Annotated in this window: 25 protein-coding genes and 1 pseudogene; 23 read left to right on the top strand and 3 right to left on the bottom strand. The window is 37.7% G+C overall.

Annotated elements, in window-relative coordinates; genetic code table 11:
• The first annotated feature begins 656 nt into the window (after positions 1-656).
• The 6 genes and pseudogenes from BM137_RS03780 to BM137_RS03760 all read left to right on the top strand — a co-directional run bounded on the left by BM137_RS03780 (position 657) and on the right by BM137_RS03760 (position 5,162).
• Complete coding sequence (locus BM137_RS03780) at positions 657-1,634, top strand: ABC transporter substrate-binding protein (protein WP_177192490.1); 978 nt, start codon at positions 657-659, stop codon at positions 1,632-1,634.
• A gap of 38 nt (positions 1,635-1,672) precedes the next feature.
• Positions 1,673-2,581: an ABC transporter permease gene (locus BM137_RS03775; RefSeq protein ID WP_092479822.1), complete on the top strand. Its 909-nt coding sequence runs from the start codon at positions 1,673-1,675 to the stop codon at positions 2,579-2,581.
• On the top strand, positions 2,578-3,381 hold the full coding sequence (locus tag BM137_RS03770) for an ABC transporter ATP-binding protein (RefSeq protein ID WP_092479821.1): 804 nt from the start codon (positions 2,578-2,580) through the stop codon (positions 3,379-3,381). The genes BM137_RS03775 and BM137_RS03770 overlap by 4 nt, the downstream gene beginning before the upstream one ends.
• Before the next feature lie 200 nt (positions 3,382-3,581).
• Positions 3,582-3,764, top strand: a pseudogene (locus tag BM137_RS11450) (DUF421 domain-containing protein); the annotation flags it as partial.
• A complete protein-coding gene (locus BM137_RS03765; RefSeq protein ID WP_341849604.1) occupies positions 3,756-4,217 on the top strand; it encodes a DUF421 domain-containing protein in 462 nt (153 codons plus the stop codon). The pseudogene BM137_RS11450 and the gene BM137_RS03765, both read left to right, overlap by 9 nt.
• A 60-nt stretch (positions 4,218-4,277) precedes the next feature.
• The gene (locus BM137_RS03760) at positions 4,278-5,162 is read left to right on the top strand and encodes a VOC family protein (RefSeq protein WP_092479820.1); all 885 of its coding nucleotides are present in this window, start codon (positions 4,278-4,280) and stop codon (positions 5,160-5,162) included.
• 93 nt (positions 5,163-5,255) lie between these two features.
• Here BM137_RS03760 and trhO read toward each other — a convergent pair whose 3' ends face one another.
• Positions 5,256-6,215, bottom strand: coding sequence for an oxygen-dependent tRNA uridine(34) hydroxylase TrhO (gene trhO, locus BM137_RS03755; RefSeq protein ID WP_092479904.1), 960 nt, complete (start codon positions 6,213-6,215; stop codon positions 5,256-5,258).
• 166 nt (positions 6,216-6,381) lie between these two features.
• Between trhO and BM137_RS03750 the strand changes: the two genes are divergently transcribed.
• From BM137_RS03750 to BM137_RS03740, 3 genes are all read left to right on the top strand, one after another.
• On the top strand, positions 6,382-6,927 hold the full coding sequence (locus BM137_RS03750; protein WP_092479819.1) for a DNA-3-methyladenine glycosylase I: 546 nt from the start codon (positions 6,382-6,384) through the stop codon (positions 6,925-6,927).
• 199 nt (positions 6,928-7,126) lie between these two features.
• Entirely contained in the window at positions 7,127-8,671 is a 1,545-nt protein-coding gene (locus tag BM137_RS03745) for a C40 family peptidase (RefSeq protein ID WP_092479818.1), read from the top strand.
• Positions 8,672-8,826: 155 nt separating this feature from the next.
• On the top strand, positions 8,827-9,732 hold the full coding sequence (locus tag BM137_RS03740) for a diacylglycerol/lipid kinase family protein (RefSeq protein ID WP_092479817.1): 906 nt from the start codon (positions 8,827-8,829) through the stop codon (positions 9,730-9,732).
• Positions 9,733-9,809: 77 nt separating this feature from the next.
• Here BM137_RS03740 and BM137_RS03735 read toward each other — a convergent pair whose 3' ends face one another.
• The gene (locus BM137_RS03735) at positions 9,810-11,624 is read right to left on the bottom strand and encodes a M3 family oligoendopeptidase (RefSeq protein ID WP_092479816.1); all 1,815 of its coding nucleotides are present in this window, start codon (positions 11,622-11,624) and stop codon (positions 9,810-9,812) included.
• A gap of 26 nt (positions 11,625-11,650) precedes the next feature.
• Positions 11,651-13,462 carry a M3 family oligoendopeptidase gene (locus tag BM137_RS03730; RefSeq protein WP_092479815.1) on the bottom strand — a complete coding sequence of 604 codons (1,812 nt, stop codon included), beginning with the start codon at positions 13,460-13,462 and terminating at the stop codon, positions 11,651-11,653.
• A 136-nt stretch (positions 13,463-13,598) separates the two neighbouring features.
• Between BM137_RS03730 and BM137_RS03725 the strand changes: the two genes are divergently transcribed.
• The 14 genes from BM137_RS03725 to BM137_RS03665 all read left to right on the top strand — a co-directional run bounded on the left by BM137_RS03725 (position 13,599) and on the right by BM137_RS03665 (position 23,407).
• Positions 13,599-14,117, top strand: coding sequence for a VanZ family protein (locus BM137_RS03725; RefSeq protein ID WP_425248173.1), 519 nt, complete (start codon positions 13,599-13,601; stop codon positions 14,115-14,117).
• 110 nt (positions 14,118-14,227) lie between these two features.
• Entirely contained in the window at positions 14,228-14,953 is a 726-nt protein-coding gene (locus BM137_RS03720; RefSeq protein WP_092479813.1) for a YebC/PmpR family DNA-binding transcriptional regulator, read from the top strand.
• A gap of 140 nt (positions 14,954-15,093) precedes the next feature.
• Positions 15,094-16,149: a competence type IV pilus ATPase ComGA gene (gene comGA / locus BM137_RS03715; RefSeq protein ID WP_092479812.1), complete on the top strand. Its 1,056-nt coding sequence runs from the start codon at positions 15,094-15,096 to the stop codon at positions 16,147-16,149.
• Positions 16,103-17,173, top strand: coding sequence for a competence type IV pilus assembly protein ComGB (comGB, locus tag BM137_RS03710; RefSeq protein WP_092479811.1), 1,071 nt, complete (start codon positions 16,103-16,105; stop codon positions 17,171-17,173). The genes comGA and comGB overlap by 47 nt, the downstream gene beginning before the upstream one ends.
• Positions 17,170-17,499, top strand: coding sequence for a competence type IV pilus major pilin ComGC (comGC, locus tag BM137_RS03705; protein ID WP_244887639.1), 330 nt, complete (start codon positions 17,170-17,172; stop codon positions 17,497-17,499). The genes comGB and comGC overlap by 4 nt, the downstream gene beginning before the upstream one ends.
• Positions 17,500-17,513: 14 nt before the next feature.
• Entirely contained in the window at positions 17,514-17,951 is a 438-nt protein-coding gene (comGD, locus tag BM137_RS03700) for a competence type IV pilus minor pilin ComGD (RefSeq protein WP_092479810.1), read from the top strand.
• Entirely contained in the window at positions 17,938-18,285 is a 348-nt protein-coding gene (locus BM137_RS11205) for a hypothetical protein (protein WP_143084231.1), read from the top strand. The genes comGD and BM137_RS11205 overlap by 14 nt, the downstream gene beginning before the upstream one ends.
• Complete coding sequence (gene comGF / locus BM137_RS03695) at positions 18,221-18,721, top strand: competence type IV pilus minor pilin ComGF (protein ID WP_177192488.1); 501 nt, start codon at positions 18,221-18,223, stop codon at positions 18,719-18,721. Before BM137_RS11205 ends, comGF begins: the two co-directional genes overlap by 65 nt.
• A 2-nt stretch (positions 18,722-18,723) precedes the next feature.
• On the top strand, positions 18,724-19,098 hold the full coding sequence (locus BM137_RS03690) for a hypothetical protein (RefSeq protein ID WP_092479808.1): 375 nt from the start codon (positions 18,724-18,726) through the stop codon (positions 19,096-19,098).
• 113 nt (positions 19,099-19,211) lie between these two features.
• Positions 19,212-20,273: a M24 family metallopeptidase gene (locus BM137_RS03685; RefSeq protein ID WP_092479807.1), complete on the top strand. Its 1,062-nt coding sequence runs from the start codon at positions 19,212-19,214 to the stop codon at positions 20,271-20,273.
• 83 nt (positions 20,274-20,356) lie between these two features.
• Positions 20,357-20,914, top strand: a complete 558-nt coding sequence (gene efp, locus BM137_RS03680; RefSeq protein ID WP_092479806.1) for an elongation factor P — start codon at positions 20,357-20,359, stop codon at positions 20,912-20,914.
• A 60-nt stretch (positions 20,915-20,974) separates the two neighbouring features.
• Positions 20,975-21,400, top strand: a complete 426-nt coding sequence (locus BM137_RS03675) for an Asp23/Gls24 family envelope stress response protein (protein WP_092479805.1) — start codon at positions 20,975-20,977, stop codon at positions 21,398-21,400.
• Entirely contained in the window at positions 21,397-21,831 is a 435-nt protein-coding gene (gene nusB, locus BM137_RS03670; RefSeq protein WP_092479804.1) for a transcription antitermination factor NusB, read from the top strand. Before BM137_RS03675 ends, nusB begins: the two co-directional genes overlap by 4 nt.
• 124 nt (positions 21,832-21,955) lie before the next feature.
• Complete coding sequence (locus BM137_RS03665) at positions 21,956-23,407, top strand: FAD/NAD(P)-binding protein (RefSeq protein ID WP_092479803.1); 1,452 nt, start codon at positions 21,956-21,958, stop codon at positions 23,405-23,407.
• Positions 23,408-23,609: the final 202 nt, after the last annotated feature.

The following is a 23,609-nucleotide window of genomic DNA, read 5'->3' as shown; positions in this document are numbered from 1 at the left end:
ATAATCTTTAAAGTATAGTTTTTATCACAAATAATAAAAAAATGGAAATACACATCCGTTAATGAGGAGTTAATCGTATCTTCCATAGGGCTTTGCTAATTATACCAAATAAAGAAATAAAAGAACATTTTTATTAGGAGCAGAATGAAAGTGTTGATAAAAAAGATTTATTTTTGAAAAGAAACGTTCAAATTTAAATGATTCTGTGAATCTTAATGTACAAAAAAGAATAATATGAAATTATTTTAATCTTGCTGTTGACATTCTCATCATATTTACATTATACTAGCAATATCAAATTTAGATAGTGAGTGATTCTTAATGAAAACAGGAATAAGACAAGAACCCACAAATTTGAATAACTTTTACTTTAGCTACTTTAGACGGTGTTTGTAGACATATCAACATTATGGATGCAAACAATAACCAAGTTTGCGTCTATGATGGCTAAAGTACTTTGTACTGTTTTCAACCAGCCGCGTAGATGAAAAAATCTAAGCGGCTGCTAAAATCAATCAATAATCAATAAGATTCGCGCCTCATTAGATTTTTATCATCTAATGAGGCGCTTTTTATTATCTAGCTATAGAAGGAGGCTCTTAGATTAGGTCGATAAGGTATTCAATTTATGAACAAAAAATGAGGAGGAAATGAAAATGGCGACTAAAAATCAATTGAAAAAAATGGCTTTAGGTGGAATAGCTTTACTATCAGGAATGGTGTTGGCGGCTTGCGGTTCAGCAGAGTCTTCAGAAGACGGATCTATCAATGTGGGAGTATTACAATTCATGGAACACGAATCTCTGACTTCAGCTCGTGAAGGGTTCCTAGCAGAATTAGAGGATGCCGGTTACGTAGATGGAGAAAATCTGACGGTAGATTATCAAAATGCTCAAGGCGATCAAGCAAATCTTCAAAGCATGAGCCAACAATTAGCAGGTGAAAACGACGTTATCTTATCAATCGCAACGCCAGCTGCACAATCTTTGGCCAATGAAACCAAAGAAGATCCTATCCTCTTTACAGCAGTAACGGATGCAGAAGATGCAGGTTTGGTGGAAAGCAACGAATCTCCAGGTGGGAACGTCACTGGAACAAGTGATATGGTACCGATCGAAGAACAAATTGCACTTTTATTGTCTTTAGTACCAGATGCAGAAAAAATTGGCCTTATTTATAACGCGGGAGAACCTAACTCTGAAATACAAGCAAACTTAGCCATCGAAGCTCTTGAAGCGAGCGGTGTGACGGTAGAAGCCTTAACGGTTTCTTCTACCAATGATGTCCAGCAAGTTCTGACTACTTTAGCCCAAGACGTTGATGGATTATATATTCCAACAGACAATACTTTAGCCAGTACAGCAGCAACAGTGGGTAAGATAGCTATGGAATACCAATTGCCTGTTGTAGCAGGTTCTGCTGAACAAGTAGAAGCAGGAGGCTTAGCAACTTACGGAATCAATTATGAAGACTTAGGCCGCCAAACAGCCAAAATGGCTCTTCAAATCATTGAAGAAAACAAAAAACCAGAAAATATCTCAGTTGAGACATCTGACAGCTTGGAACTAGTCATCAATGAAGAAATGGCTGAAGCTTTAGGAATCGACCCAGACGATATCGTATTGCCAGAATAAACAAAAAAGCAACACTATGAAATAAAGGAGAGGTAAAAATGGATATTTTATTATCAAGCACATCTCAAGGATTATTGTGGTCAGTAATGGCAATTGGAGTCTATTTAAACTTCCGTATCCTGAAAATAACAGATTTGACAGCAGAAGGAAGTTTTCCTTTAGGAGCAGCCATTGCGGCTACTTTGATCGTGAACGGTGTCTCTCCTTGGATCGCAACAATAGCAGCATTAGTAAGCGGTATGGCTGCTGGAATGATTTCTGCACTGCTGCATACGAAATTGAAGATCCCTTCTCTTATTTCTGGGATCATCACCATGACCGGACTGTATTCCATTAATCTAAGAATTATGGGGAAAGCGAACGTCAATTTATTAGGGGAACGCACCTTGATGGAGACTGCAGAATCATGGGGCATTGAATCGAACCTTTCTACTTTGCTTGTTGGAGCTCTCATTGTTTCTTTAGTGATCATGAGCTTGAAATTGTTCTACAATACAGAGACTGGACTAGCTATTCGGTCTGCTGGAGACAATCCAGAGATGAGTGAAGCCAATGGGATCAACACCGACAAAATGGAAATCATTTCTTATATGTTGTGTAATGGATTGATTGCTATGTCTGGCGGATTGATTGCTCAAGATAATGGTTTTGCGGATATCAGCAGTGGTATTGGTACCATAGTGATCGCTTTAGCTTCTATTGTCATAGGCGAGGTTATTTTCCGTCATTTGACATTTGCAAAGCGCTTGATGACGATTGTGGTTGGAGCTGTTTTATACCGATTGATGTTGTCTCTAGTATTAGAACTAAATGTCGATCCACAAGACCTAAAAGTCTTTTCTGCCATCTTATTAACAGTTGCGCTAGCTTCTCCATTAGTCAAACTGCCTAACAAGCGCAAAAAGAAACTCAACCAAACAAACGAGAAAGGAGCCACATTGATATGAAACCAGTATTAGAAATGAAGCAAATCCATAAAAGTTTTGAAATCGGAACGGTGAATGAAAATCATGTGTTGAAAGGTTTGGATTTAACAATTTATGAAGGAGACTTCATCACGATCATTGGTGGAAATGGGGCTGGCAAGTCAACCTTGATGAACAGTATTGCAGGCAGCTTTGCTGTAGATGAGGGAGAAATCTTGCTGGAAGGGAAAAATATTACTAAACTGCCTACTGTAAAAAGAGCTAAAGACATTGGTCGTGTCTTTCAAGATCCGCGTATGGGAACGGCATCCAGACTAACTATCGAAGAAAATTTAGCAGTAGCCTTAAAACGCGGGAAAAAACGCGGATTGACATCTGGAGTGAAAGATGATCAACGTAAGATTTTCAAAGAATCCTTAAAGAGGTTAGGTTTAGGATTAGAAGATAGAATGAAGATGGAAATCGGGTTATTATCTGGAGGACAAAGACAAGCTGTGACGCTTTTAATGGCTTCATTAGTAACACCTAAATTATTGTTGTTGGATGAACACACTGCTGCTCTAGATCCAAAAACCAGTCAGATGGTTTTAGATTTGACAGAAAAAATCGTTCAAGAAGAAAACTTAACTGCCATGATGATCACTCATAATATGGAACAAGCCATTCAATATGGGAACAGACTCATTATGTTGAGTGAAGGGAATATCGTAGTCGATATTTCAGGGGAAGAAAAAGAGCAACTGACGATACCTGAACTGTTGGAACTCTTTCATAAAAATAGCGGAACAATGTTGAACGATGATGCTTTGATTTTAAGCTGACGGTGAATTCGATCTATTAAATATCCTTTGTTTAAGACATGTCGTCTGAACAAAGGGTATTTTTTATTTTCATAATCGTGTGATGTGTTTTTTTTGTTGAAACATTCTACAATGAAAAGAGAAGGTAAGAAATCATTATCAGTTGCAAGGAACAAGAGGAGGAATGACATGTTTCTTACAATCGGCCTGAATTATTTGTTGGATTGATCGGATTGCTATTGGTCATGAGAGTATTGGGTAAAAAGACGATGGCTGAAGTAACGCCATATGACTTGATTTACACATTAATCTTAGGTGGAATCGTAGAAGGCGCGATTTATGATCAAGCTATCCACGTAGGGCATATAATCTTTGCGTTAGGTTTCTGGGGAATCTTGATCTACATCATCGAATTAGTTGTTCAAAAGCAGCATCGTTCCAGTCAGGTATTAAAAGGGATTCCGAGTATATTGGTTCAGGACGGGCAGTTGAACACGAAAGAGCTAGCTAAAAATCATATAGAATTAGAACAACTTCGATCACTATTGAGAGCGCAAAATTGTTTTTCTTTAAAAGAAGCAAAATACGTCATATTAGAAACCAGTGGAGAAGTCAGTGTAATGAAGAATGAAGAAGTAAACTCCACCCTGGCTGTTTTATTGATTGATGAGGGCAGAGTAGAGGTGAAAGCTTTAGAAAGTATTGGAAAAACAGAAGAATGGTTATTAGAAGAAATCAGGAAAAAAGGGTATGAGAAGCCAACAGACCTTGTTTATGCTGAATGGTCTAAGAAAAAAGGGTTGTATATAGTTCCTTATTCAAAGGAAATAAACGTTCAACTTCGTATTGATGGATAGATTTATTATTAGCTACTGACAGGTTTTGGACCAAATAAAAGTTTTTACTGGAGGAATTTTATGAAAGCAATTATTCCACATTTATGGTTTGATAAAGAAGCTGTTGAAGCAGCTGAATTTTACACTTCGGTGTTTGAACAATCCAGAATCCAATCTATTGCCCAGATACACGATACACCAAGCGGGACAGCTGATGTTGTGGCCATAACGTTAAAAGGACAAGAATTTAGGTTTATCTCGGCCGGTCCTGACTTTCAAATGACCCCAGCAATTTCACTGAGGGTTTATTGTTCGTCAAAAGAAGAAGTCTTGTATTTGTGGGAAATCTTAAAGGTTGATGGAAGTATCTTGATGGAAGTAGGGGAATATCCTTTCAGCGGACAATATGGATGGTTAAATGATCGATATGGTGTATCTTGGCAGTTGCTTTGGACAGAAGAGGAGACAACTGCAGGGAAAATCGTTCCGCAATTATTATTTTCGGGTCAGCAAGTGGGTAAAGCAAAAGAAGCGATAGAATTTTATACACTGCTTTTTGAAAATAGTCAGGTGGATAAAGTAGTTTATTATGAAGAAGAGTCGGATCCTAATTCACCTGATATGCTGCAATATGCTCTATTTACTTTGAATGGTCAACTATTTTCAGCAATGGACAGCAACATAGACTATGGATTTGTCTTCAACGAAGCATTTTCGTTCTTGGTTCAATGTGATACTCGAGAAGAAATCGATTTTTTATGGAAAAAACTGTCTGCTGTCCCAGAAGCTGAGGAGTGTGGGTGGTTGAAAGACTATTACGGTGTTTCATGGCAAATTACTCCGGTTGTGTTGGATGATTTGTTAGCAACCGATGATGAAAAGAGGAAAGAGCGTGTAACAAAAGCTTTCCTTAAAATGAAAAAATTGGACATAGCTGCATTGCGTGCAGCTTATGAAAAAGATTGAAATAATAAAAAAACAGCAAGCCCTTTATTGAACGGCTCTCTGTCTACTTGACAGGGGCAGTTCAATAGAGGATCTGCTGTTTTTATTGTTGTCTTAAACTGTTTGAGGCATTTCTTCGCCAATAACCGCTAAACGTTCTGCAACTTCTTCACGGCTTAAATGATGTTGTTTTACATAACGATTTTCTGGTGAGACACGACATTCATGAGAACAGCCGCGTAAATACTTGTGTTCATTTTCTGGTGATGTCAAAATTTGACGGTTGCATTTAGGGTCTCCACAGTTCACATAACGTTCGCAAGGAGTACCGTCGAACCAGTCTTTTCCAATGACAACATGCTCTTTACGATTGATTGGAACACTGATACGTTCATCAAAAACATACATTTTTCCGTCCCATAATTCGCCTTGTACTTCAGGGTCTGTTCCATAAGTATGGATACCGCCATGAAGTTGAGCAACGTCTTCAAATCCTTCTTTTAATAACCAACCTGAAAACTTCTCACAACGAATTCCACCTGTACAATAGGTGACAACTTTTTTGTCCATGAATTTCTCTTTGTTTTCGCGGATCCATTCAGGCAACTCGCGGAAATTTTTGATTTCTGGACGTACAGCCCCTCTAAAATGTCCTAAATCGTATTCGTAATCGTTACGAGCATCGATGACAACAGTGTTCTCATCTAATAATGCTTCGCGGAATTCTTTAGGATCTAAATATTTACCTGTAGTTTCATTCGGGTCAACATCGTCTTCAAGGTTCAACGAAACGATTTCCGGGCGGTAGCGAACGAACATTTTTTTGAACGCATGACCTTCTGCGGGGTCAATTTTAAAAATCATATCTGAGAAACGTTCATCAGCATGCATTGCATCCATGTATTTCTGTGTAGCTTCGATTGTTCCTGAAACGGTTCCGTTCATGCCTTCTTCAGAAACCAAGATTCTGCCTTTTAAGCCAAGATCTTTGCAAAAACCTAAGTGTTGACGTCTAAATTCTTCTGGTTCTTCTATAGTAGTATATTTGTAGTACAATAATACTCGATAATCCATAGTCATCTTTTTATAACCTCCAAAATGTTCACTAAACAGCAGGCAAATACGTTTGTGCCTACTTAAGATTGCTATACTAACAATGTATTATACACCAAGCGGTAAAACAAAATCAAGATTCTTAAAAAATTGACCTATAATAGACAAACTAAAAGGAGAGGATAAAATGAAGCGATGTTCTTGGGCAAAAACAGATTTGTTAAAAGACTATCATGATAAAGAATGGGGGAAACCACTATTTGATGATAAAAAATTATTTGAATTACTGATCCTTGAAACTATGCAAGCAGGATTGAGTTGGGAGACAGTTCTGAAAAAAAGAGAAAACTATCGCGAAGCGTTAGATGGATTTGATGCAGAAAAAATAAAATATTACACTCTTGAGAAGCAAGAAGAACTAATGAAAAATCCAGGTATCATCAGAAATCGGCTCAAGATTAAGTCAATTGTTACAAATGCGTCAGCGTTTATTGAAATACAAAAAGAATTTGGTTCTTTCGCCGATTATTTGTGGTCGTTTACTAAAAAGACACCAATTGTTCACAATATAATAAATGAAAAAGATGTTCCTTCACAAAATGAATCATCACAAAAACTATCTAAAGAATTAAAGAAAAGAGGCTTTTCCTTTGTGGGACCAACAGTTTGCTACGCCTACATGCAAGCTGCAGGTTTAATCAATGATCATCATAATGATTGTTCGTTCAAATAAGTCAAAGAAAAAGCAACTAAAAAGTTAAATAAGTGATTAATTTAAAAGTAGTTTGTGAACGAAAATCAACAAGTGTTCTGTTAATCATTCTGTAATATTACCGATACCTTTTTGATATATTCCGTATGCTATACTTCATCTGTCGTTAAGAGAAAAACTGACTTTTGAAAGTAAAACTATTGTTGGAGGGAAAGATTCCGTGAAAAAGAAATTTGTAGCTATCGCCTTATTAGGAACCATGACATTCAGTTCCCTTATATTACCTACTCAAGTATCTGCAGAAGATTACACTACGCAAATTGAAGAAGCTCAACAACAAGCCGAAAGTACTCAAACATTGATCGACGAAAAAAGCAATCAACTAAATCAAATTGAATCTCAAGTATCTACAACTGAAACTGAGTTAAAAACTATTTCAAATGAAATCAAAAATAATGAAGAAAAAACAGCAGCTTTAGCTAAAGAAATTGAAAAAGCTCAAGCAGACATGAAACAATTGCAAGAGGAAATCAAAGTATTAGAAGAAAAAATAGCTGAACGAAATGAGCAATTAAAAGAGCAAGCTCGTACAGTTCAGACAAGCGGTTTTAGTCAAAATTACATAGATTTTATCTTGGAATCAGAATCAGTAGCTGATGTGATTGGAAGAATCGATGTTGTAACAGACTTAGTGAAAGCCAATAAAACGTTAGTTCAAGAACAAGTGGCAGATCAAAATGCTGTTGTTGAAAAATCAGAACAAACAGAACAAAAAATCAATCAACAAAATGCTATTGCTATGGAATTAGAACAAACTCGTACTGAAATGGACAAACAATTACTGGAAAAAGAAGTCATTGTAGCCCAGTTAGCAATTGAAAAAGCAACTACAGAAGAAGATATTTCAACTTTCTTAGCTCAAAAAGCAGAAGCTGAACAACAGGTTGCTGAATACACAAGTGTTCAAGCCGAAGCAGAAGCTGAAGCTGAAGCAGAATTATTAGAGCAAGCTCAAATTGCTGCAGAAACTGAAGAAGAAACTCAAATTTCCACTGTAACAGAGAGTTCTCAAGAAAGCAGTGAAGAAAGTATTGAAGTTGCTTCAGTTCAAGAAGAGTCCGATTCAGTTGCTGCAACACCAGCACCTGAATCTTCTGAACCGGCACAGACAACAGCACCTTCAGCTCCGACTGAAACGCCTGCACCAACTAATAACAACGCTGGTTCTAATAACAGTTCGAACGCTGCTAAAGAAAAAGCAGCTAAAGAACAAAAAGCTAAAGAACAAAAAGCTAAAGAAGCAAAAGCAGCGGCAGAAAAAGCTGCAGCTAAAAAGGCAGCTGCTAAAAAAGCAGCAGAAGCAGCGAAGAAAAATGAATCAAAACCAGTCGTTTCTAGCGGAAGTGTCTTGCAAGTGGCTAATAGTTTAACTGGAAAAGGTATTCCATATAAATTTGGAGGAAATACTACCAGCGGATTTGACTGCTCAGGTTTCACAAGATATGTCTTTGAAAAAGCTGGAAAATCACTTGCTCGTAATTCATATGCTCAATACGCTGGTTCAACTAAAGTAACTAACCCTCAACCAGGAGACTTAGTGTTCTTCAGTAAAAGCGGAAGCCCAAGTGGAATCTTCCACGTAGCTATCTACACAGGTAATGGCGGTATGGTTGGATCTCAATCAAGTACTGGTCCAGGACATGTCAGCAACTTTAAATCTAACCCATACTGGGGCAACTTCTCAGTATACTACGGTAGATATTAATTTAGATTAGTGAATCAATGTAAAGACCCTAAAGCAGTTTCTAAATCTGCTTTAGGGTCTTTTGTATATAAAGGTGTTTCAGTAGGAATAACGGGTGAAATTCAGTAAACTATAGAAAGAAGAGAAGCATAATACATACCGACGAGGTGAAGAGAATGAGAGAAGCACTATTGATCGTTAACCCATCTTCCGGCACTGAACAGGCAGGAGCTCTATCCAGTGTCGCAGAAGAAAAATTAGCTGAAATATATGACAAGGTGACTATTAAATATACTGAAAAAGGCGGAGACGCTACCGCGTTTGCTAAAGCAGCTGCTGAACAAGGAATAGCTGCCGTGTTTGCAATGGGAGGAGATGGAACAGTAAACGAAACTATCAGCGGTTTAGCTGAACAAGAATACCGTCCAGATTTTAGTTTCGTTCCACTAGGAACAGTGAACGATTTAGCGCGTTCGTTAGGTATTCCAATGGATCCTAAAGAGGCGATAGCTCATTTAGACTCTTTGGAAGAAAAAAAATTGGATATTGGAAAAGTAAATGATCATTACTTTGCAAATGTCGTTGCACTCGGAACGATTCCTACAGCTGTCCAAGAAGTAGATGTAGAACAAAAAACAAAACTAGGACCTTTAGCGTATTTTTTAGAAGGAACGAAAGCTTTAGCTAATTATGAGTCACATACTTTTGACATTGTAGTAGATGGCGAGAAAATCACACAAGATTCTATATTGGTGCTGATCGCATTGACCAGTTCCGTGGGTGGCTTCGAAAAGTTGCTGCCAAAAGCTGAAATAGACGATGGTTATTTGCATTTGATTGCGTTAAAAGGTTCAGCAATCATGGATAAATTAAATATTATTCCAAAAATATTTACTGGAAAAGCACCAGAAGACGATAAAATTCTGTACCGGAAATTCACTCTTGGATCTATTGAAGCTCAAGAGGTTGAAGAAATGACAGCAAATGTGGACGGCGATGAAGGAGATAAACTACCGTTAACCTTAAAGGTACTGCCTCAACATTTGACTGTATTGGTTCCTAAAAAAGCAGATAATGAATAAATAAAACAAAACACCCTTATTAAAGAAGCACCAAAAGGCGTTTAGCCTGGCTCTTTAGATAAGGGTGTTTTACTGTTTTATTTAGTGATATATTCTTCTGTCAGTTTAAGGAATGCTTCTACATCTTTTCTCACAAGGGAGATTCCGGCTTCCCAGAAGTCAGGCTGAGTCAAGTCAACATTCAAATGCTTCTGTGCCAGATCTTCGGTTGTCATACGACCTGTATCTTGAAGCAACTCGATGTATTTGTCTTCAAAACCTGCACCTTCTTCTAGAGAGCGGTTGTAAATACCCAAACTGAACAAGTAGCCAAAAGTATACGGGAAGTTGTAGAAAGAGACATCTGAAATGTAAAAATGCAATTTGCTGGCCCAGAAAGTAGGATGGTTGTTGCTCAGTGTACCTTGGAAGGCTTCATTCTGTGCCTCAATCATCAATTCAGAGATGCGCTCTTCTGTAACAATACCTTTTTGGCGTTCAGCGTAAAAACGTGTTTCAAATAAGAAACGAGCATGGATGTTCATAAACATAGCAAGGGCATTTTGCATTTTGTTATCTAATAAAGTAATTTTTTCTTCTTTACTAGTCGCTTCTTTTACAGTGGCATCAGATACGATCATTTCAGCAAAAGTAGAGGCTGTTTCAGCTACATTCATTGCGTATTGCTGGTTCATAGGCGGCAAGTCTTTCATGACATCACTATGAAAGGCATGTCCTAACTCATGTGCTAAAGTCGCAACTTCGTTGGCACTTTGGGAATATGTCATAAAAATACGTGATTCTTTTGTTTCAGGAAGCCCCGCGCAATATCCACCTGGTGCTTTTCCAGGACGATCTTCTACTTCGATCCATTTGTTGTCAAAAGCATACTGAGCAAAATCAGCCATTTTGTTGCTGAATTTACGGAAGTTTCCTAATACAAATTCTGCACCTTCGTCATAAGGATATTTTTTAGGACGAGCATTCCCGACGATCACAGGGGCCTCAATATCTTGCCAAGCTAACTGCTCTTTGCCGAACAACTGAGCTTTACGATTCAAGTAATCTACAAACGGTTGTTTATTGTCGCTGATTGCTTTCCACATAGTGTCCAAAGTTTCTTTTTTCATTCGGTTGTATGCTAGTGGTTTCTTCAAGTAATCTGAGATACCATGCGCTTTATAATTTGCCAAACGAAAACCTGATAAATGATTTAATGTGTCAGCAAATAAAGAAGCATTTTCTTGCCAAGCTTTTTCCCATTCGACGAAAAGTTTTTCTCTAACCGCAGGATCAGGATCTCCATACATTTTGTTTTGAGCTTGTCCAGCAGATAGGTGAGTAATCGTACCATCTTCTTCTTCAAATGGAATACTGATTTTGGCTACTAGCGAGTCATAGTGGTTGCTCCAACCTTCAAAACCATCTACTGCTAAATCATTGATCAATTTTTCTTCTTGTTCGCTGAGCAGTTCTTTTCCTTCAGCGCGTGTTTCAGTTAAAACGAATGCAATAGGAGAAAATTCAGGTAATTCAATTAGTTGAGACCACTCTTCATCAGGAATAGACACAAATTTTTTGGTCAAAATAGTTTGAGCAGTTTTGTAACGACTGGACAATGCAGACACCTTGCCAAACAAAGCCCCTGTTTTTTTATCGTGAACATTTTCAGCTTGCAGAGCTTCTACAAAAGTATACGTTTGAGAAATACCATCCATCAATGCGTCATGAAGAGTCAGCATGTCTGCTAAGGCAGTATAATTTGGCTTATCCCCATCGTAGTCCCAGTCTTTAGCGTGTTGAGTAAACTCATCAGCTTGTTTGTCTAATAAAGTTAATTTTTCTTGTAACTCAGCGGAATCACTTCCACCAGGAAAAATAGATTCTAAGTCCCATGTTAAACTGTATTTCATCATTGAACACTCCTTATTGGGTTTAATTAATTGATGTATTTTTGTGTCAAATCTATAAATGTTTGGATATCTTGGTGAATCAAGTTGATACCATTTTGCCAGAAATCTGGTTGAGTCAAATCAATGTTTAAATGCTTTAGAGCCAGATTTTCTGATGTCATCGAACCGGTATCTTTCAATAGAGAGATGTACTGTTCTTCAAAGTCGCTTCCTTGTTCGATGGATTTTGCGTAAATTCCCATGCTGAATAAGTAGCCGAATGTATAAGGGAAGTTGTAAAAAGGGACGCCTGTATTGAAAAAGTGCAATTTGCTGGCCCAGAAAGTAGGGTGGTAACTGCTTAAGCTATCTTCAAAAGCTTCTTTTTGAGCGGCTTCCATCAATTCATTTAAACGGTTTTCCGTTACAATCCCTTTTTTACGTTCTTCATAAAAGCGGGACTCAAATAAGAAACGAGCTTGGATGTTCATGAACATAGTAGCTGACCGCTGAATCTTATTGTCTAAAAGATTGATTCTCTCTTCCTCGCTTTGAGCTTCTTGAACAGTTGCGTCAGAAATGATCAGTTCTGCAAAAGTAGAAGCCGTTTCTGCCACGTTCATCGCATAACCTCTGTTTAAAGCGGGCAACTCTCTCATAACATGGCTATGGAACGCATGGCCTAGTTCATGAGCTAAAGTAGACACTTCATTTGGCGATTCTGCGTAGGTCATAAAAATGCGGGATTCACCTGATTCGGGCAAGTTCGCACAATACCCACCGGGACGCTTGCCGCTGCGATTTTCTGCTTCGATCCAACTATTATCAAAAGCATGCTGAGCAAAATCAGCCATTTTTGAGCTGAATTTGCGGAAATTAGCCACAATAAAGTCTGCACCTTCATCGAAGGGATAACGTTGAGGCTGGTAATCGCCTAAAAGGATGGGCGCTTCAACATCGACCCAAGAGAGCTTTTCTTTACCTAGTAATGCTGCTTTACGATTTAAGTAATCAACGATGGGCTGTTTATTCTTGTTGATGGTCTGCCACATAGTATCTAAAGTTGCTTCGGTCATTCGATTGTATTCTAGAGGGCGCTTCATAAAATTAGTGACGCCATGTAATTTGTAATTCGTCAGACGGAATCCAGCTAAATGATTCAACGTATCCGAAAACACAGAGGATTTTTCGCTCCATGCTTTTTCCCACTCGGCAAAAATCTGTTGACGAACAGCGTCGTTAGGATCAGATCCCATTTTATTTTGTGCTTGTCCCGCTGAAAGAAGGGTTGTCGTACCATCTTTTTCTGTAAAAGGAATTTCAATGGTAGAAACGATCGTATTGTAATGATCTCCCCATCCATTAAAGCCATCCAGTGATAAGCTGTTGATCAGGGCTTCTTCTTCCTCGCTAAGTAAATCTTTTCCGGCTGTACGGTCTTCATCTAATACAAAACGAACTTCTGAAAAAGGAGCTTGAGACAGTAAATTTTTCCATTCTTTATCCGGAACAGCAACGGTTTTTTTAGTTAAAATCGTTAAAATGGTTGAGAAGGAACTTCTGATTTCCATAATTTTCCCGTAGACTGCTCCAGCTTGTTTGTCCGTTACATCCGCTGAAATCAAACCACGAATGAAAGTTGCTGCTTCGCTTAAACCGAAAGAAAGGATTTCCTGCAATTCTAAAATAGCGGCGAACTCTGTGTAGGTTGGAGAATCTTGTTGCCAATTCCAATGAGAAACGTTATCGGAAAAAGTTGTTAGTTGTTTTTCCATAGTATCGAGTTTTTTCTGCAGCTGAGGAGAGGTGCTTCCACCGGGAAAAACGGAATCCATGTCCCAATTTATATTATATTTCATTCATTACTTCCTTTCTGAATTTTAATCTTACTCTCTTATTGTAGAATTAATCTCTATAAAAATCTATGCATTTCCTGTAAAATAGTAAATTGAATATAAAATAAAATGATTAATGACATACTAGAAGGAGAGAATGATGAACAAATCGATAAAGAGTACGTTATTCATTGTGTTGGCTTTTGTCATGATGGGGATATTATTTTACAGTTCCTCTCAACCATACGGGGACCAGTCTATGACAGGATTTCTCGATACCTTACTTAAGAACGAACCTTTAAAAGGGTTGTTGAGTCATATCCGGTTTACATATGCAGGAAGCGAGGTCAGTATAGGAGCTAGCGGATACAATGCATTTATTGAGTTCTATCTCCGCAAGGCAGCTCATTTTGGCTCTTATTTTTTACTGGCTTTATTTTGGTTTTTAGGATTAAAAGATCGGATAAACGGAATCTATTTAGCGGCTTTGGTGTCATGGCTTTTGGCTGTGGGGTATGCTTCCTTCGATGAATTTCATCAAGGCTTGACTCCAGATAGAACGCCTTTGTTAGAAGATATTGTACTGGATAGTATAGGAGCCTTATCAGCGGTTGTACTAGTATTAGTATATGTATTAGTTTGGAAAAAAAAGCACCCTTTAAAAAGAACGTATAAATAGAACCGAGAGTCTTCCTTCTGCTTGAGAATGTTGCGGTAATAGCGTTTTTTTGATAGAATAGAAAGGCTTGATTGAAGCAAATACTATTAAAACGAAAAGAGGAATTGTGGATGGCAGGACATTCAAAATGGAACAATATCCAAGGGCGTAAAAATGCACAAGATTCTAAACGTGCGAAAATTTTTCAAAAGTTGTCTAGAGAAATCTATATGGCTGCAAAGAGTGGTGGTCCTGACCCCAACGATAACCCTCAATTACGTTTGGTATTAGACAAAGCCAAATCGAACAACATGCCAAGCGACAACGTTGAACGAGCAATCAAAAAAGCTTCTTCTTCAGGCGAAGGCGAAAATTACGATGAAGTATCTTATGAAGGATACGGACCAAATGGAATTGCTGTATTGGTTCATTCGTTGACCGATAATTTAAATCGAACGGCTACTCATGTGCGTACCATTTTCAATAAAAATGGTGGTTCATTAGGAGAAAAAGGTTCAGTAAGTTATATGTTTGACCGCAAAGGATACATTGCTATTGAACGCGAAGGTTTGGACGTAGATGAAGATACCATGATGATGAGTGTATTGGAAGCTGGCGGAGAAGAGTTGGAAACCTCAGAACCAGTTTTTGAAATTTATACAGATCCTTCAGATATGGCAGATGTACGTGATGCTCTAGAAGCTGAAGGTTACACGATAGCACAAGCTGAGGTAACGATGATTCCTCAAACATTGATTGAATTACCCGAAGACAAAAAAGAAATTTTTGAGCAATTAGTCTCTAAATTAGAAGACGATGACGATGTGTCAGAAGTCTACCACAACGCTGATATGTAATGTTTTTTTTAGCTTTACGACTCGATTTTGAGTTGTAAAGCTTTTTTTTGTTTTAAAACGAGAGTGATGGAAAAGAGCATATATTACAAGTATCACATACGAAAAGTATAAAAATTGAAACCGGACAGGAGTGGAGAATAGTGGAAGTAGAAGAATTTGCTTCGCATATGGTAGGAAAAGCCCATTTTACAGGAGTCAGTGATATTCATATTTTGCCAGAAGGAGATCAGTTGTTCTTGATTTACTTTAGGATCGGAGGCAACATGGTGCTTCATAAATCAATTGAAAAAGACGAAGGGGAAAGGCTGATCTCTTATTTTAAATACATTTCGAATATGGACGTTGGAGAGAGAAGAAAACCGCAAAGCGGATCAGCAAATTTAAAAAATGATTATGGAGTATGTGCACTGCGGTTCTCTATCATCACGAATTTTCGAGCGCAAGAAACTATGGTGATTCGATTATTGAGCCAAGCGAAGATTCAACCTCTTCGCACCACTACGTTTTTTCAAAAAGAAGTACAAGAGATTGAACGATTAGCCAAATACAAAAGCGGGTTACTATTATTTTCTGGCCCGGTTGGTTCAGGGAAGACAACAACAATGTACCAACTGATACGAGAAAGTTCTCATAGGCAGAAACAACAAGTTATTACCGTCGAAGATCCCGTCGAAATAGAAGAACCCAGTTTTTTGCAATGCCAAGTCAATGAAAAAGCCGGCATTTCCTATTCAACATTGCTGCGTTCCAGTTTACGCCATCATCCAGACGTATTGATCATTGGAGAGATCAGGGATGAAGAAACAGCCAAAATGGCTATACGAGGTGCTTTGACTGGCCATTTGATTATGGCGAGTATACACGCTAAAAATACCCTAGGCGTCCTTTCTCGACTGGAAGAACTGGGAGTATCTAAAGAGCAACTGCATCAATCGCTATTAGGAATCATTTACCAGAAATTGATCCCTCGATTTTGTCCACTGTGCCAAGGAAATTGTCACTTATCTTGTCCACACTATGATATGGCGGACAAAAGAGCTGCCTTGTACGAAGTTTTATCCAAAGAGCAGTTGGAGCAAATCGGACGGCACAGAGAAACGTACACATTGAATCGTACATTCAATAGTTTATTGAGAAAGGCGACCTCATATGGGTATATCAGCGAAGAGAATTGTCAAAAATACCAAATTCCATAAAGCTAAACAAAATAATATCCAAGCTTCTTTTTTACTGAAGCTATCAAAGTTGACCTCGGAAGGGTTTGTTTTGAAAGAGGCTCTGCAATTTTTAGCAACGATCATGCCAAAAGAAAAAGTTTGGATAAAAACAATTATAATTGGCTTAGAAGGCGGACAACGATTCGATGAGATGCTGAAAAAAGTAGGGTTTCCAGAGCGAATTACTGCTCAGGTATACTTATCGTTGATTCATGGCCGCTTTGCCGAAGCTTTGCAATCCAGCGGAAACTACTTAAGCGAAAAAAGCCGACAGGAAAAACAACTCTCAAAGTTGTTGCAATATCCCGTTTTATTATTAGGTTTTATGTCCGGGGTCGTATTGGCTATTCGAATGATTTTGCTGCCCAACCTATTATCTTTAGGCATAGGAGATACTAAAAATAATTCTATCATTACTTTTTTAGCGGTATCGTTCGTTCAATATTTTCCTTATTTATTAGGTTTTTGTGTGCTGACTTTAGGAAGCATGGGGTTAATTTGTTATTACCGTCTTCATCAGCAATCTGCTATAAGAAAAGCTGTCACATTGACCTCGCTTCCTTACTTTGGAAAAATGATGAGATTCTATTACACAAGCTATTTTAGTTACGAGTGGAGTCAATTGTTTAAAAGCGGCTTGCAATTAAATGAAATGATTCAATTGATGCAGACGAATTCAACTACGAAACTCATGCAGGAAGTAGCGTTGGAGATAGAAAAATCCCTGATGGAAGGAAAAAATTTCAAGCAATCAATGGAAGAATTTCCTTTTTTTACTGATGAGTTAGGCTTAATCGTCTTGCATGGCGAAGCTACCAGCCAGTTAGGCAGTGAACTAGCAGTTTATTCAGAAGACTGTAAGCAGCAACTGACTGAAAAAATAGAAAAAAATTTATCTTACATTCAACCCGTCATGTTTATTCTGATAGCGCTCATTATTTTATGTGTTTACTTAGCTCTGTTGTTGCCGATGTATAGTTTATTTGAGGGGGAAACATTTTGAAAAAAGTCCAAAAATTATCCGATAAAGGATTTACATTGATTGAAATGATTATCGTTTTGTTTGTTATTTCAGTGATCATGCTGCTGATTATTCCTAATATTTCTAAAAATAAAGAGTCGATTGATACTAAAGGGAACGAAGCATTTGTTACGGTAGTCCAAACACAATTGGATTTGTATACGATGAATGAAGGAGAAGCGGGATTGACAGATGAGAATACATTCAGTTCATTACACAAAGACAACTATTTAAGTAAAAACCAATTTGATCAAGCAGAGTCTATTTTGACAGTATCTAGAGGAGAAGTGAAACTAAAAGATAAATAAGTGGAGGTAGGCTCATGCCCAACAATGAAAAAGGTTTTTTACTGCTGGAAAGCTTATTAGTTTTAGCTATTGCCGCCAGCTTGCTCTTCATTCCGCCTTTACTGTCTAGAGATGTGATTTCTGCAACAGAGGGAGAACTTTTCAAGCAACAATTGGAAAGCAGTGTAACAGCCACTCAAAACTATGCTGTATTGTCAGGGAAAATGACAAAAATTGAACTGTCTAAACAAAACAAACGCATAAAGTTTAGTTTGTTAGACAACCCTTCGCATTCTTTTAATCATAGGTTGATTTTTCCGGAATCAGTTTCGGCTCTTAGTACGACAAAGGTGTTTCACTTTCTTGGAGGCAGCGGTAATATTCGAGAGCTTGACTCTATGGCTTTTACGATTGATGGAAAAAGAGCAGTGTTCAAGTTTCAAATGGGAAGTGGTCGATATGAGTGGGAATAAGCGGATAAATGAAAAAGGCTTTTTACTGTTTGAAGCAATCTTATCTTGGGTACTGATTACAACGTGCTTAATGATTTACTTACCTCTACTAGTCAATCTATTAACCACTCTTCATTCAGCTAAAAACGAATTGGAAATGGCTAGAATCGGATACGAGCAAATACAAAAATCAGTAGAGACAGAAGTTGGTGATGACGAATGGGAAACCAATGGCAAAATTTATACAATCAGCGAAAAAGTAGTCAATGGACGGAAAGGAATCTGGGTCTATGAAGAAGGAAAAGTATGGAACCTGCAAATGGAGAGCCTTGACCTCCTATCCTCTAGACCCTAAAGGATTCACTCTTATTGAAGTCGTTGCCGCTTTATTTATTTTTACACTTTGTTTGTCTTTATTTTCTATAGCTGCTAAACAATTGAATGCTGTCCAAGAGACGCAAGTATCAGATCGACAACTGGAGTGGCATTTATTTCTAAATCAATTTGAATTCGATTTAAAAGAAAATCAATTAAAAGAAGTCAAGAGTGAGAAGGTTACGTTTAATCAGCCTATCCCGAAAACCGATCAAGTAGAAGTAGTATCCTATGAAAGACGACTTCAAAAACTTCTTCGTAAAGTGGGAAACGAGGGCTATCAACCTATGTTGATGGAATTGAGAACCCTCTCTTTTCAATTAGATCAGACTTTTTTAATCATCAAAGTTGAATTTTTAAATGGAGAAACCTATCAATCTCAAATCAATCTTAGCGGGCATATAAAGGAGAACTAACGATGAATGAAAGAGGAGCCATATTGCCATCAATAATCGTCTTTGTGTTTTTATTGGTCGTAGTATTGTTGGGAAGCGTTCAGATTTATCGAAATCAAATGTATCAACTACTTGCCACAACCGAAATGTATGAAGCCAAAAGCATGTTGTCTTTCACTGAAAGGGAAATCCTAGACCGTTCAAAGGAGTTAAAGATGCTTCAAACAGGTACAATTACCTTTAATAATGGAAAGGTCTACATCAACAAAACTGATTCAATGCACTATCAGTTGGAAGCAGTGACGACGAATCAATTTTCTTTAGTGAAACAAATAGCTGTGCCAACTCTAAAAAATGAAACAGCACAAGATGAAGATGAAGAAATAACTGTCCCTTGATTAAAGGGACAGTTGTTTTTTTTGCAGACTGTATTTTGAGTGTAGTATTGGTTTTTTAGAAGATGCAAGTGGTGTATACTGTAATTAGATGTACAATTAAGGAGTGAAGTTGAATGACACGATTAGATAAATTACGAACGGAAATGATAGACAAAGGGTTGGACGCTTTATTGGTTACTAGTCCCTACAATTTGCGCTATGTCTCTAATTTTACTGGAACTACGGGACTTGCGGTGATTACATTAAAGAAAGCATATTTTGTGACAGATTTTAGATACACTCAACAAGCCGCTAAGCAGGCTCAAGGCTTTGAAATCGTTCAAAATTTTGGTTCGATTTATGATGAAGTATCCAGAATCGTAACAAAAGACAACCTTAACACACTTGGTTTTGAAGAAAATTTCATTACTTTTCGTATTTTTGAGTTATTAAAAGAAATGATCCCTTGCGAGTTGATCCCAGTTGCCGGATTAATAGAAGAATTACGTGAAGTTAAAGATGAAAATGAAATTGCAACCATCAGAAAAGCATGTGAGATTGCTGATTCAGCTTTCAAATTTATTCTTGGAGAAATAAAAACAGGCATGACGGAAATTGAAGTAGCGAATAAACTAGACTTTCATATGCGCAGTCTAGGTGCAACAGGTGTTTCATTCGACACGATTGTAGCCAGTGGAGTTCGTTCTGCTATGCCGCATGGAGTAGCTAGTGAAAAACGGATTGAAATGGGAGACATGATCACGTTGGATTTTGGCTGCTACTACCAAGGATATGTTTCAGATATGACACGGACATTTGCTATTGGAGATCCGGGTCAAAAATTGAAAGATATTCATCAGTTAGTTTTAGATGCTCAATTGATGGTTAATGAAGCGGCTAAACCTGGAATCACGGGAGTTGAATTAGATGCTGTAGCTCGCAATTATTTTGCAAAATATGGATACGCAGATGCCTTTGGACATTCTACAGGACATGGAATTGGCTTGGAGGTTCACGAAGGCCCTAATGTTTCAAGATTAGCTGAAAAAGCATTTGTACCAGGAAATGTGATCACAAACGAACCTGGTCTTTATTTCCCTGACTTAGGAGGGGTTCGAATTGAAGATGATTTAGTGATTACTGAAACAGGAAACGAAGTCCTCGTGCATTCTCCTAAAGAGTTGATTATTCTTTAATCCTGTTAGGATTATTAATAGTCAGAACGTTTAAAACATGGTAAACTGGAGAAGAATGATAAAGGATTGTAGGAGGAAATTAAATGATTTCAGTAAATGATTTTAAAACAGGTTTGACCATTGAAGTAGACGGAGGTCTTTGGCGTGTAGTGGATTTCCAACATGTTAAACCAGGAAAAGGTGCAGCATTTGTCCGCTCTAAATTAAAAAACTTACGTACTGGTGCAATGCAAGAAAAAACTTTCCGTGCGGGAGAAAAAGTAGGAAAAGCACAAATCGATAACCGCCGTATGCAATATTTGTATGAAAATTCCGGCTCATACGTATTCATGGATACGGAAAATTACGAGCAAATAGAATTACCAGGTGATTCTATTAAAGACGAACTAAAATACTTGAAAGAAAATATGGAAGTTCACGTCATCATGTTTGGCTCAGAAACATTAGGAGTAGAGCTTCCTAATACAGTAGAACTAAAAGTTGTTGAAACAGAACCTGGCATCCGTGGAGATACTTCTTCAGGTGGATCAAAACCAGCTGTATTAGAAACAGGAACAACTGTTAACGTACCATTCTTTGTCAACGTGGATGATGTGTTGATCGTCAACACACAAGACGGATCATACGTTTCTAGAGCTTAGGATTCCATACTGCTCAACTAAGATTTGTTAGCGTGATAGAAGAAAAGGAGGAGGGTTTTTATGGCTCAAGATTCAACATACACTGTAAATGATACTAAAGGATCGCTTGGCGAGATAGAAGTCGCTCCAGAAGTTATTGAAGTGATTTCTGGTATTGCAGCCAATGAAGTCGACGGAGTTTATGCGATGCAAGGTAAACTGGCTTCAGGCGTAACTGAGTTATTTGGTCGTGTAAACCACAAAAAAGGGGTCCATTTGACACAAGATGAAGAAGGTTTGAAAGTAGACATTTACTGCTACTTCAAATATGGGGTTTCAGTTCCATCTGTGGCACTAGAGATTCAAAGCAGAGTAAGAGAACAATTGCTGCAAATGACAGATATTGAATTAAATGAAGTAAATATTCATATCGTGGGTATCGTACCTGAAAAGTCAGCTATCAGCGACTTATTAAATATAATGGATGAAGACGGTGAAGAAGAGTGAGTCTTACAAGACGAGATATAAGAGAAAAAGCGCTGCAATCACTTTTTCAATTGTCTGCAAACGAAGATCTATCTAAAGAGGTTGCGATGCAAAAAGCGTTGGCAAATCACACTGAGGATAAAGATGAACTTGAAGACGTTGAGATTCCCTCGTACCTGAATGAATTGGTTTCAGGGGTTATCGAGCAGCAGGAAATGATTGACAACAAAATCAACAGTCATTTAAAAAACTGGTCTATCAACCGTCTTGCAAAAACAGATTTATTAGTCATGCGAATTGCCGTATACGAAATGCTGTTTGTAGAAGATGTACCTAATAAAGTGGCATTGAACGAAGCATTGGAAATCATTAAACGCTATAGCGATGAAAAATCCAGCAAATTCGTCAATGGTATTTTATCCAATATGATTGAAGAGAAAAAAGAGGACTAGTCCTCTTTTTTTTTTTTTTTTTTTTAAAAATGAAAGTAAAAGAAAACTTAAAAAAGTAAAAACACAATGTTACAATGAAAGATGAAAAAAAAAATGTACGTAAAAGAAAAGGAAGAACTAAGGTATGAGGAAAATAGCGATTATAGGAGCAGGTGTGGCTGGGATAAGCGTATTGAATGCGCTACTCAAAAACGCGTATTATGCAGACTGCGAAATAGTGATTTACGATCAGCAAAAGACATTTGGGACCGGCTTGCCGTATCAACCAGATAGTAAAGAGTTGTTGATCAACCAAACAGCAGACACCATGAGTTTGATTCCAGAAGATCCTCTTGATTTTGTTAAGTGGCTGGAAAGAGAAAAAGGGGTAGCTGATGGAGCTAAAAAACATTTTTCTCGAACTTGGTATGGAGAATACCTCAAAGAACAATTAAAGAAAGCTGTAAAAGCAATCGAACCTACTATCATCCATGAGTATGTTCTCAATGTAAGAGTAGAAAAAAACGGGAAATATACCGTTGAAACGATAGTTGGATCAGCAACGTACGACATAGTTCATTTGTGTACAGGACATTTGCCTTATCAAGATCCTTACCAGTTGATGGGTGAAAACAAGTATTATTACCATCCTTATCCTTTACAAGAGACTTTGTCAGCGATTCCTCCTAAAGCTCGTGTCGGAATTATCGGAACTGGTCTGACAAGTATCGATATCATGAGGTTCTTAACCTCTCAAAATAAAGAGTACAAGATTCAATTTTTTTCTCGAACGGGTAACTTTTCTTTATACCGAGAGATGGAAAGTGAACTGACGTTGCACTACTTGACTATGAAGAATTTGAATCGTGCGAAAAAAGAACACAACGGGTATGTTCCTCTAGAGATGATGAAAGAATGGTTTTATTTAGAATGCTTTAGTAATGAAATAGATGTCAAAGAGTTGCAGGTTTTGTATGGAAAAGGAACAAAAGAACAATTAAAAAAACAGCTTATTAATAAAAATCCGTTAAGTAAACTGCAAACGATCATTTATAAGTTTGATCCCTGTTTACCAGATTTTCTTCAAGCTTTAACTGTTGAAGATAAAAAAGCGTTCTTTTCTTTTTATGAACCCCTGTTTAATCATTTTCGAACCCCCATGCCTAAAGAGTCTCTTCGATCGTTATTGGCATTGTGGGACAGTGGAAAAGTTGACGTTGCGACTGGATTACAGAATGTTGAAGTTACAGATTCTGGGTTTGACATGATTTTAGCCCATGAAAAAGGGATGCATGTAGAGTATCTCATTAACGCTACAGGACATGACTTCTCTATGGAACCAAGCTTGTATCAAACAGAGTTGATCAATCAACTGATTGATCAACAATTAGTCCAAAGCTCAGAGTTTGGCGGAATCCAAGTCACATGGCCCAATGCAGAGGTCATCAGTCCTAAATACGGTCAGTTGAAAGGATTGTATGCACATGGTCAACTCATAAAAGGGACTCAGTATGTCAATAGCGCTCGTGCTATCATGTTGAGGGCCTATCAAGTAGTCAACGAGTCTGCAAAAGAGTGGACACAAAGGAATGTGTAGACGGTTTAGTTCTGTCTAGCCGTAAAAATAGGGTAATATCAAGAAAGGCGTAAAACAATTGTTACCCTTTCTTTCGAGGGCTGGTAAAGTCTGTGATCCTTCCTTCGAATTGTATAATTTACTTGGGTAAACCTTAAATAAACGATGGTTATCAGAAAAATTCTAAGCAGACTATGGTAGACTGTAAATAGATAATTTGAAC

It is taken from the genome of Desemzia incerta (assembly GCF_900115825.1).
GTDB classification, from domain to species: Bacteria; Bacillota; Bacilli; order Lactobacillales; family Carnobacteriaceae; genus Desemzia; species Desemzia incerta.
This window is presented reverse-complemented; position numbering and strand designations above follow the sequence as displayed.